This is a genomic window from Patulibacter sp., assembly GCF_030655195.1.
Classification (GTDB): domain Bacteria; phylum Actinomycetota; class Thermoleophilia; order Solirubrobacterales; family Solirubrobacteraceae; genus Patulibacter.
This window is the reverse complement of record NZ_JAURWA010000040.1, coordinates 30,259-39,737: the sequence shown is the minus strand read 5'-3', so window position 1 is coordinate 39,737 and position 9,479 is coordinate 30,259. Positions and strand designations below refer to the sequence as shown.

At 76.3% G+C, this 9,479-nt stretch carries 11 protein-coding genes and 1 pseudogene; 4 read left to right on the top strand and 8 right to left on the bottom strand.

Translation table 11 applies throughout. The features are described from left to right. A pseudogene (locus Q7T67_RS04265) lies at window positions 1-228 on the bottom strand (hypothetical protein); the annotation flags it as partial. Between the two features lie 55 nt (window positions 229-283). On the opposite strand from Q7T67_RS04265, the gene Q7T67_RS04260 reads away from it, so the two are divergent. After that, a complete protein-coding gene (locus Q7T67_RS04260; RefSeq protein WP_304786335.1) occupies window positions 284-913 on the top strand; it encodes a hypothetical protein in 630 nt (209 codons plus the stop codon). A gap of 48 nt (window positions 914-961) precedes the next feature. On the opposite strand, the gene Q7T67_RS04255 is transcribed toward Q7T67_RS04260, so the two are convergent. The 3 genes from Q7T67_RS04255 to Q7T67_RS04245 form a co-directional block, all read right to left on the bottom strand. Then, window positions 962-1,696 (bottom strand): 2-oxo acid dehydrogenase subunit E2, encoded by a 735-nt coding sequence (locus tag Q7T67_RS04255; RefSeq protein WP_304786333.1) that lies wholly within the window; start codon window positions 1,694-1,696, stop codon window positions 962-964. A 53-nt stretch (window positions 1,697-1,749) separates the two neighbouring features. Continuing rightward, the gene (locus tag Q7T67_RS04250; RefSeq protein WP_304786331.1) at window positions 1,750-2,985 is read right to left on the bottom strand and encodes a dihydrolipoamide acetyltransferase family protein; all 1,236 of its coding nucleotides are present in this window, start codon (window positions 2,983-2,985) and stop codon (window positions 1,750-1,752) included. 207 nt (window positions 2,986-3,192) lie between these two features. After that, the gene (locus tag Q7T67_RS04245) at window positions 3,193-3,756 is read right to left on the bottom strand and encodes a metallophosphoesterase (protein WP_304786329.1); all 564 of its coding nucleotides are present in this window, start codon (window positions 3,754-3,756) and stop codon (window positions 3,193-3,195) included. A gap of 105 nt (window positions 3,757-3,861) precedes the next feature. On the opposite strand from Q7T67_RS04245, the gene Q7T67_RS04240 reads away from it, so the two are divergent. Then, window positions 3,862-4,113 carry a hypothetical protein gene (locus tag Q7T67_RS04240; RefSeq protein ID WP_304786327.1) on the top strand — a complete coding sequence of 84 codons (252 nt, stop codon included), beginning with the start codon at window positions 3,862-3,864 and terminating at the stop codon, window positions 4,111-4,113. 99 nt (window positions 4,114-4,212) lie between these two features. Here the strand turns inward: Q7T67_RS04240 and Q7T67_RS04235 are convergent, their stop codons facing one another. From Q7T67_RS04235 to thiE, 4 genes are all read right to left on the bottom strand, one after another. Then, window positions 4,213-4,935: a DsbA family protein gene (locus Q7T67_RS04235; protein WP_304786325.1), complete on the bottom strand. Its 723-nt coding sequence runs from the start codon at window positions 4,933-4,935 to the stop codon at window positions 4,213-4,215. Between the two features lie 3 nt (window positions 4,936-4,938). After that, entirely contained in the window at window positions 4,939-6,318 is a 1,380-nt protein-coding gene (lpdA, locus tag Q7T67_RS04230) for a dihydrolipoyl dehydrogenase (protein ID WP_304786323.1), read from the bottom strand. 82 nt (window positions 6,319-6,400) lie between these two features. Then, window positions 6,401-7,015 (bottom strand): hypothetical protein, encoded by a 615-nt coding sequence (locus Q7T67_RS04225; protein ID WP_304786321.1) that lies wholly within the window; start codon window positions 7,013-7,015, stop codon window positions 6,401-6,403. 49 nt (window positions 7,016-7,064) lie between these two features. Beyond that, the gene (gene thiE / locus Q7T67_RS04220; RefSeq protein ID WP_304786319.1) at window positions 7,065-7,733 is read right to left on the bottom strand and encodes a thiamine phosphate synthase; all 669 of its coding nucleotides are present in this window, start codon (window positions 7,731-7,733) and stop codon (window positions 7,065-7,067) included. A gap of 210 nt (window positions 7,734-7,943) precedes the next feature. On the opposite strand from thiE, the gene thiO reads away from it, so the two are divergent. Then, window positions 7,944-9,263: a glycine oxidase ThiO gene (gene thiO, locus Q7T67_RS04215; RefSeq protein WP_304786317.1), complete on the top strand. Its 1,320-nt coding sequence runs from the start codon at window positions 7,944-7,946 to the stop codon at window positions 9,261-9,263. Further along, window positions 9,256-9,471 (top strand): sulfur carrier protein ThiS, encoded by a 216-nt coding sequence (gene thiS, locus Q7T67_RS04210; RefSeq protein WP_304786315.1) that lies wholly within the window; start codon window positions 9,256-9,258, stop codon window positions 9,469-9,471. The genes thiO and thiS overlap by 8 nt, the downstream gene beginning before the upstream one ends. Window positions 9,472-9,479 lie beyond the last annotated feature (8 nt).

Sequence of the window (9,479 nt, the reverse complement as noted above, 5' to 3'; positions counted from 1 at the left end):
ACCGACGTCGCCGCTGCTGTCGGGGCCGTCGGAGCCGCGGCGTACGGGGGCGTCCGGGGCCTCGGGGCCGCGGGCGTCCGACGCGCCGCCGTCCACCTCCGCCCGGCGGCCCGGGGCCGGCCGTTCGGGGGCGTCCCACTCGTCGCCCCAGTCCCAGTCGTCGGCGTCGCGATCGCGGGGGTCGCCGGGGCGGTCCGGCGGGTCGGATGGAGGGCCTGAGGGAGCCACCCGCCCACCGTAGAGGACGGGCTCGCCGGGCCGCGTGCGTGGGTACGCTCGACCGATGCGCCGGCCCCGATCCGCTCGTGCGGGGGAGCCGCCCCTCTGGCTCGCGCGCCTCCGCTGGCGGGTGCGCGGCGACAGCGCACGGCTGGCGTTCGTGGCCGGGGTCGCGGCCGGGGCGCTGCTGCTCGTCGTGCTGCCGCCCGGGGGTGCGCCGGGCCTGTCGTGGCCGCGGTTCGCGGGCCTCATCGGGGTGGTCGCGGGACTCGCCCTGCTGGGTGCGGCCGTCGGGTCCCGCGTCCTGCGTCGGCGGGACCCGTCGCTCCCGCGGCTCGTCGCCCGCGACCGCGCGGCGACCCTCGCGATCGGCGTCGGCGTGCTCGGGCTCTGCGTGGGCGGGATCCTGCACCGCCCCGCGGTGGTGGCGGAGCAGGAGCGCTACGACGGGATGGTCGCCGTCGCCGTCCGTCTGGCCGAGCGCCGCGCCCCGGAGTACGCCACCGACCGGCTCGACGAGGCCGACGTCCGCCGCCTGTCCCGCGACGTGCTGCGGGTCTGCTTCCCGCTCGGCCGCCCCGACCGCGCCTGGTGCGCGATCGCGCGCCGCGACGGCGGGGTCCCGCGGGCCCGGACCGACAGCGACACCCGCCCGAACGCCCAGGTCGCCGAGGAGGGCGACGACGGGGACTGACGCCCGGGACGGGGGCGGGTGACGGGGACGCGGCGGGTGGCGTGCCGCCTACGCCGCGCCGAGGATGCCGCTGGGCTCCTCGAGGAGGTCCGCGACGGAGCGCAGGAACGAGCCGCCGTGCGACGGGTAGATCGCGCGGTGGTCCGCGGTCAGGGTGAGCGTGACGACCAGGCGGGGGAGGACCTCCTCGCCGACCACCCAGGGCCGGCGGCGGGGGGCGCCGATCGCGAGGGCCGCGCCGATGCCGGGCGGCATGATCGCGTCGAAGCGGTCGGCGCCGTCGGGACCGCCGTCGATCAGGGCGAAGGTCGGGCCCGCGCTGTCCGGCGCCCGCAGGCTGCCCTCCCGGGCCTTGGCCTGCAGCTCGGCGCGCCGGACCGCGATGCCCTCGATGGACTGTCCGCCGGCGTCGAGGATCGTCGGCAGGACGATCGACTCGCCGGCCAGGTCCACCGCCAGCGCGAGGTTGGCCTGCGTCCAGGTCTCGAGTCCGCCGTCGCGCCACGCCCCGTTCAGGCGCTCGTGGGTCCGCAGCGACACGCCGACCGCCTTGGCGACCGCGTCGAGGAGCACCGCCCCGCCGGTCAGCTGCGAGGTCAGGTCCTGGACGTCGACGTCGACGGACGCGGTCCACGTGGGGACGGTCGCCCGCACCTCGGCCATGCGGCGCGCGATGGCGGTCTGCACGCGCGTGGGCACCCTCGTCGTCGCGGTGCCGCGCTTGGTGCCCTCGGCGACCGTGACGTCGGCGGGCGGGGTGACGAGATCGGTGGGCTCGCTCATGCGTGATCGAGCATGGCACGTCGTCGACGCGAGCCCGTCCGCCCCGCCCCGGCTCAGAAGGCCAGGGCGCCGGGGTGCTCGAGGATCGTCCGCAGACGCTCGAGGAACGCCGCGGCGTGCGCGCCGTAGATCACGCGGTGGTCGCTGCTCAGGGTGACGGTGCAGATCGGTCGCAGGACCGGCTCGCCACCGACCGGCACGAACCGGTCGATCGTCGCGCCGACGGCCAGGATCGCGCCCTGCCGGGGACCGATGATCGCGGTGAAGTGCGACACGCCCATGGCGCCGAGGTTGCTGATCGAGAACGTCGCGCCGCTCATCTCCGCCGGGGTGATCCGGCCCTTGCGGGCGCGACCGGTCAGCTCACGGGTCTGTGCGGCCAGCGCGGCCAGGCCGCTGCGGTCGGCGCCGCGGACGACGGGGACGACCAGGCCGCCGTCGTCGGTGGCCACCGCCACGCCGACGTCGATCCGCTCGTGCTGCAGGACGCCGTCGTCGGTCCACGCGCTGCGGATGCGCGGGTGGTCGATCAGCGCCAGGGCGCACGCCTTGACGAAGAGGTCGTTGACCGACGGGGTGCGCCCGCCGCCGCCCGGGGCGCCGACCGCCTTGAGGTCGCCGCGCATCGCGAGCGCCGCGCCCATGTCGATCTCGACCGAGACCGTGAACTCGGGGATCTCGGTGCGGCTCTGCACCATGCGGTCGCTGACGAGCCGCTCGATCCGCGACGGCGTGCGGAGCGTCGGGGCCTCGGCGTCGAGGGGCGCGGCGGGGCCCGGCGCCGTCGGGTCGACGACGGGGGCGGTCGTCGACGCGGACGCCGCCGCGACCGCGGTGTCCGCCGAAGCCTCCTCGGCGGGCGAGACCGCCGGCACCACCCCGGCCAGGGGGCCCGCCGGGCCCGCCTCGACCGGGACGTCCGACGACGTCGCCCCGGCCGAGGAGACCGACGTCCTCGCCTCGACGGGGGTGCCCGCCGCGCCCCCACCGACCGGGTCGTCCGACGGGGAGTCGACCGCCGACGGACCCTCGCCGGCCGGGATCGCCGCGCCCCCGTCGACCGCGCCGATCCGTGCGATGGCGGTGCCGGGGCAGACCGTGCGGCCCGCGGGGACGGCGATCGAGAGGACGCCGTCGGCGTCGGCGGGCCAGGCCGTGGTGGCCTTGTCGAACTCGATCTCGACGACCTCGTCGCCGATCCGGACGCTCGAGCCGTCGGGGACGAGCCAGGCGACGATCGTGGCTTCCGTCGTGGCGTCGGAGAGCCGGGGCATGAGGACCTCGGGCATGGCGACCACCGTAGGGGCGGTCTTCGCGCGCGCGGGGAGCCCGGTCACGAAGGACCCGACGCCCGGCGGGGGCCCGCGGCCGGACCACGTCCGGTCGGGGGGTGTCCGACCGGACGCACGGCGGTGGCCACGCCCGTCGCCCGGCCCGACTCGGCGGTCAGCGCGGCCGTCGCCCGGCGCGGCCAGGCGGGCAGCGCGGCCCGCTGGTCACGTCGGCAGGTCGATCAGCGCGAACGTCGCGGCCCCGTCGCGGACGCGCAGCTCGCCGACGGTGTGGACCGGCCACCGGCCGCGGTGGTCGGTCGCGCTGCCGGGGTTGACGATCTGGAAGCCGTCGTCGTCCTGCTCGTGCAGCGGGATGTGGCTGTGGCCGAAGACCACGACGTCGTGGTCGGGGAAGCGGCGTCGCAGGCGGGCCAGGCGGCCGTTCCGCGGCCCCGCGTCGTGCACGATGCCGATCCGGACGCCGGCGATCGTGACGCTCTCCTGCTCGGGCAGCCGGGCCTCGAGCTCGTCGTCGTTGTTGCCCAGGACGACGTGGACCGGCGGGCCGACGGCCCGCAGCTCCTCGAGCGCCTCGAGGTCGCAGAGGTCGCCGGCGTGGACGATCGCCGTCGCGTCCGCGAGGTGGGCGCGCACCTCGGCCGAGAGTCGGCGGCCGCGCTGCGGGAAGTGGGTGTCGCTGAGGAGCGCGATCCGCGCGTCGGCCGGCGCCTGCGGATCGTCGGCGGGGTCGGGCACCAGGTCCACGGTGCCCTGATCCTCGCGCATCGACGTTTCCGTCATGTGAACGTCGACGGGTGCGAGGTGCGGAACGGTCGATCCGAACGGCTCGCCGCCCCGCGGGGCGTCCGGGGCAGGCTCTAGCCTCGCCGCGTGCGTCGGGCGCCCATCGAGACGGGGGACATCGTCGAGGTCGACAAGAAGGGTCGGCGCTTCATGGCGCTCGTCCTCGGAGTCGAGCCCGGTGGCGACGTGCGGATCGAGCCCGTCTGCCGGGGCGTCTCGTGGCGCACGGCGACGTCTCGCGAGCTCGTCCGCCACTGGAAGAAGGCGGCCCGCCGCCGTCGGCAGGCCGACCCGGACGAGCACGAGGAGCAGCTCGACCTGGGCCTCGACATGGAGTGAGAGGAGGCCGGGCCCCGCCCCGAGCGTCTCGGGCCGGAACCGGGTCAGGAGACGGCAGGGCTCGGCGCACCCGGAGAGGGACCGGGCCCCGCCCCGACGTCAGGTCGGCTCGGCGGCCGCCCGCGACGCCAGGTGCGCCGCGGCCTCGTCCACGCCCGCGTCGCCGTGGAACACCCGGTCGCCCGTCCAGATCGCCGGGACCCGACGGACGCCGGCCGCGATCGCGCGGTCCGTCGCGTCGTCCAGGGCCGCGGCGATCACGGGGCGCCCGAAGGCCTGCACGATCGCCCGCGGATGCATCTCGCACGCCGACGCCGCCAGCAGGACCGGGGTCTCGCTGCCGAGGTCGTGGCCGCCCGCGAAGGCCTGGCGGAAGGCCGGCAGGCTGAACGACACGACCCGGCCGATGCCCTTGGCGTACCACGCGGCCAGGAGCGCCTTGCGGGTGTCGGGCGGCACCGTCGCCGGCCAGCGCACGGGCTGCAGGCCCCGCTCGGCGGCGGTCACCTCGATGCGCGCACGTGCGGCGGCCTCGTCCTCGGCGCCGCGGGACCCGGACCACGTCGACTCCGGCAGACGCGACGAGTCGATCGGCACCCACGGGGTCGCGACCGGCAGCGTCTGCAGCACGCGCTCGGCGGCGAGGTACGACTCGGGGTCGCCGAAGTCGAAGAAGAACGCGGGCGGGCCCTCGTCGCCCGGCACGGGGGCCGCGTCGTGGTCGTGGTCGCGCTTGGTCCCGGCGTCGTGGTCGTGACCCTCGCCGGCGGCCCCGGGAGTCACCCGCGTGATCGCCAGCGGGGACTCCTCGGGGGTCGTCATCGCTCAGCCGTGGATGAGCCAGCCGTCGGCCGCGCGCGCGGCCTCCAGGACGGCCTCCGACAGCGTCGGGTGACCGTGCACCGAGCGGGCGACCTCGGCGTAGCCGCCCTCGAGCGCCTTGACGTTGACGAGCTCCTGGATCATCTCGGTCGCCTTCGCGCCGACGATGTGGCCGCCGAGCAGCTCGCCGTACTTCTTGTCGCCGATGATCTTGACGGTGCCGCCCTCGCCGTAGACGGTGCCGCCGCCGACGGAGCCGTACGGGACCTTGCCGACGACGACGTCGTAGCCCTGCTCCTTGGCCTGCGCCTCGGTCAGGCCGAACGACGCGACGTTGGGCTTGCAGAACGTGGCGCGCGGGATGTCGACGTAGGAGATCGGGTGCGTCTTCTGCCCGGCGATGTCCTCCGCGGCGACGACGCCCTCGTCCGACGCCTTGTGCGCGAGCGCCGGACCGGGGACGAGGTCGCCGATGGCCCAGATGCCCTTCGCCGACGTGCGCAGGCGGCCGTCGACGGCGATCAGGCCCTTGTCGTCGAGCTTCACACCGGCCGCGTCGAGGCCGAGCGCCTCGACGTCCGGGCCGCGGCCGGTGGCGATGATCAGCCAGTCCGCCTGACCCTGCTGCTTCTCGTCCTCGCCCTTCTGGAACGAGAACGTGACGCCGCTGTCGGAGGTCTCGACGTCCGCGACCTTCGTCGAGACGTGGACCTCGATGTCCTGCTTCTTGAACTCGCGGTTGGCGACGCGGGAGATGTCGACGTCCTCGCCCGGCAGCACGCGGTCGAGGAACTCGAACAGCTGGACCTTCGAGCCCAGGCGGGCGTACGCGGAGGCGATCTCGGTGCCCGACGCGCCGGCGCCGACGACCGCGATGGAGCCGGGCAGCTCGTTGAACGCCCAGGCCTCCTCCGTGCCGATCACGCGGCCGCCGTACTCGACGCCCGGGATCGACCGGCGGACCGAGCCGGTGGCCAGCAGCACGCCCTTGGACGCGGTGTGCGTCTCGCCGTCGACGGTCACGCCGCCGTCGGCGTTGAGCGACGCCTCGCCCTCGAGGTACTCGATCTCGTTCTTCTTCAGCAGCTGCGCGACGCCGCCGGTGAGCTGGCCGATGACCTTCTCGCGCCGGTCGGCGATGCCGCCGAAGTCGACCTCGATGTTCTCGATCTTCAGGCCGAAGTCACCGGCGTCGCGGGCCTCGGTGAGGATGTCCGCCGACCGCAGGACGACCTTCGCGGGGATGCACGCCACGGTGGGGCAGCGTCCGCCGACGACGGCCTTCTCGATCACCAGGGTCTTCAGCCCGAGCTGCGCGGCACGGATCGCGGCCACGTAGCCGCCCGGACCGGAACCGATGACGATGGTGTCGTACTGAGCCATGGAGGACGCTTCCTGCGTTGCTTGCGAAGTGCCCTTCCGACCCTACCGATCCGACCCGGATCGCCCGTCCCGCCGGGCGATCTCAGCCGCGCGACGCGGGCGTCCCGATCTCGCCCCGGCGCTGCAGCTCCATCTTCTGCACGCGCGCCATGACGTTGATCATCCGGTAGAAGATCCAGCCCGTGATGAGGGCGCTCGCGGCAAGGCCGAGCGACAGCAGGATCTTGTCCGAGAAGACGGCGGCGAGCACGGTGAAGACGAACGCCAGGGCGAAGAGGGTCTGGGCGCCGAGGATCGCCCAGGGCCGCAGGCGGTACGTGCCCCAGATCGCCACCAGGACGACCGCCAGCATGAGGGCGTTGCCGAAGCGCTGGCCGACGACGCCGTCGCCGTCGGCGGTGACGATCGAGACCACCAGGCTGACGCACGCCAGCAGCAGCCACGCGCAGGCGATCAGGACGATCCGCGGGCGGTTCTCCGGGCCGATGGGCTGGAGCGCCTCGCGGGCCGCGATGTTCTTCAGCTCGGCCTTCGCGTAGCCGCGCTTCATCGCGTCGCCCCCGCCGGCCGCAGGAGCGGCCGACCGGGCCGCCGACGGATCGGCCTTCGGGGCCGCGGGGCGCGGGGCGGTGCGGGCGGAGGCCTGCCCCGTCGCGCCCTGCCCGGTGCGCTTGCGCTTGCGCTTGCGATCGGCCATGGCCACCCATCATGCCGGGCGCCGCGCCGCCGCGGGGCGCCGGGGCCGGTCAGCGGCGGGCGTCGACGGCGCCGCGCAGCAGCGAGGCCGCCGCGCGCGGGTCGTCCGCTTCGGCGATCGCGCGGACGACGGCCACGCGCGGGGCGCCGGCCTTGAGCACCGCGTGGATCGTCTGCGCGTCGATCCCGCCGATCGCGACGAACGGCAGCTCGCCCGCCGCGGCGTGCGGGATCAGGTCGACCCCGACCGCCTTCGCGCCGGCCTTCGTCGGCGTGTCGTGGATCGGCCCGACCCCGATGTGGTCGGGGACCGCCTCCGGGTCGCCGGACGCACCGCCGACGTGGGCGAGGTCGATCTGGCCCTTCGAGTGCGTCGACAGGCCGATCAGGAGGTCCTCGCCGACGATGCCGCGTGCCTCGTCGACCGGGACGTCGTCCTGGCCGACGTGCACCGCGTCGGCGCCCCCGGCGACCGCCAGGTCGGGGCGGTCGTTCAGCACCAGCAGCGTGCCGGTGATGTCGCACAGCTGCCGCAGGCCGCGCAGGCCGGCGACGAGCTCGGCGTCCGTCGCGATCTTGTCGCGCAGCTGGATGGCGTCGACGCCGCCGGCGACCGCGTGGGTGGCGATGTCGAGGAGCGTCCGGCCGTCCGTCACCAGCGGCGCCACGAGGTACAGGTGGACGGCGGAAAAGCGCGCGCGGCGCTCCTCGGGGGTCATGGGCGGGGAGTGTGCCAGCCGGGCACGCGGAATGGCGCGGGTCGAGGCGGCGCGCGGCGGGGCCGGGATCGACGGCGGTGCGTGGCCGGGCGGTCCGCGCGAGGTACGATCGGCGGAGCCATCCGTGGCGGGAGCCCGTCCGGGCTGAGAGGGGGACGACGCCGTCCCCGACCGCCGAGCCGCCCGGTCATGCGGGCGCGCGACACGCCCGTGCCCGCTCCCTCCGCCCTCCCCGCCGACCGCTCGACCGACGTGCTCGTCGTCGGGGCCGGGCTCGCCGGTCTGCCGGTGGCGCTCGAGCTGGCGCGCCGCGGTGCGTCGGTCCGGGTGGTCGATCCCGCGGCCCCGGGGTCGGGGACCTCGCGCGTGGCCGCCGGGATGCTCGCCCCGGTGACGGAGGCCGAGCCGGACGACCCCGCCCACCTCCTCGTCGGCCGGGCGGGCCTGGACCGCTGGCCCGCGTTCGCGGCGACGCTGGCCGCGGCGTCCGGCGTCGACGTCCCCCTGCACGCCGCGGGCACCCTGGCCCTGGCCCGCGACCGTGACGAGGCCGAGGCGCTGACGCGGTTCAGCGAGGTCTGCGGGCGCTTCGGACTGCCGGTCGAGCGGCTCCTGCCGAGCGCCGCCCGCAGACTCGAGCCGGCGCTCGCCCCGACGCTGCGCGGTGCCCTGTCGGTGCCGGGCGACCTGGCCGTCGACCCCCGCCGGGTCGTCGCGGCGCTCGTGGCCGGCCTGCCGGAGCACGGGGTCGAAGTCACGGCGGTCGCCGTCGAGCGGGTGCTGCTCGAGGACGTCGCCGGCGGCGGGTCGCGTGCGACGGGCGCGCTCCTGGCCGACGCTGGGGTGCTGCGCGCGGGCGCGGTCGTCCTGGCCACGGGCGCCCGTCCGGTCGGCGGGCTGCCCGACGGGGCGCGCGTGCCCGTGCGGCCGGTCAAGGGGCAGCTGCTCGTGCTGCGCGACCCGTCCGGGCCGGGGCTCGTCGAGCGGGTCCTGCGCTTCGGTCACGGCTACCTCGTGCCGCGGGACGACGGGCGCTACGTCCTCGGCGCGACGACGGAGGAGCGCGGCTTCGACGTCGCCACGACGGCGTGGGCGCTGCACGAGCTGCTCCGCGACGGCTTCGAGCTCGTCCCCGGGCTGCTGGACCTCGAGGTCGAGGAGACCCTGGCCGGCCTGCGCCCGACGACCCCCGACGCGCTGCCGGTGATCGGGCCGGCGGCGGGTGTCGACGGGCTGTGGTGGGCGACCGGCCATCACCGCAACGGCGTCCTGCTCGCGCCGCTGACGGGCGTCCTGCTCGCCGACGCGCTGACCGGGACGCCGCGGACCCCGGCCGACGAGCGCGTCGCGTCGCTGGTCGATCCGCGCCGGTTCGCGGTCGCGGACCCGGGCGGCAGGCCGGCGGACGGTCCGCACCCGCCCGCATCGCCGCCGTCGGGCGAGGTGCTCGCCGCCGCGCCCGTCGCCGGAGTTCCCGCCATCGCGCCCGCTCCCCCTCACCCGCCCGTCCCGGAGGACGCCCGTGCCTGAGACCGCCACCGTCCACGTCAACGGTGAGCCCCGCGAGGCCGCGGGCCGCTCCGTCACCGAGCTCGTCGTCGACCTCGGCCTGCCCGAGGACGGCCGCGGGGTGGCCGTCGCGATCGCGGGCGAGGTGGTGCCGCGCGGCACGTGGTCGGCGCGGTCCCTCGTCGCGGGGGAGCACGTCGAGGTGCTCGTCGCGATGCAGGGCGGCTGAGGCTCCCG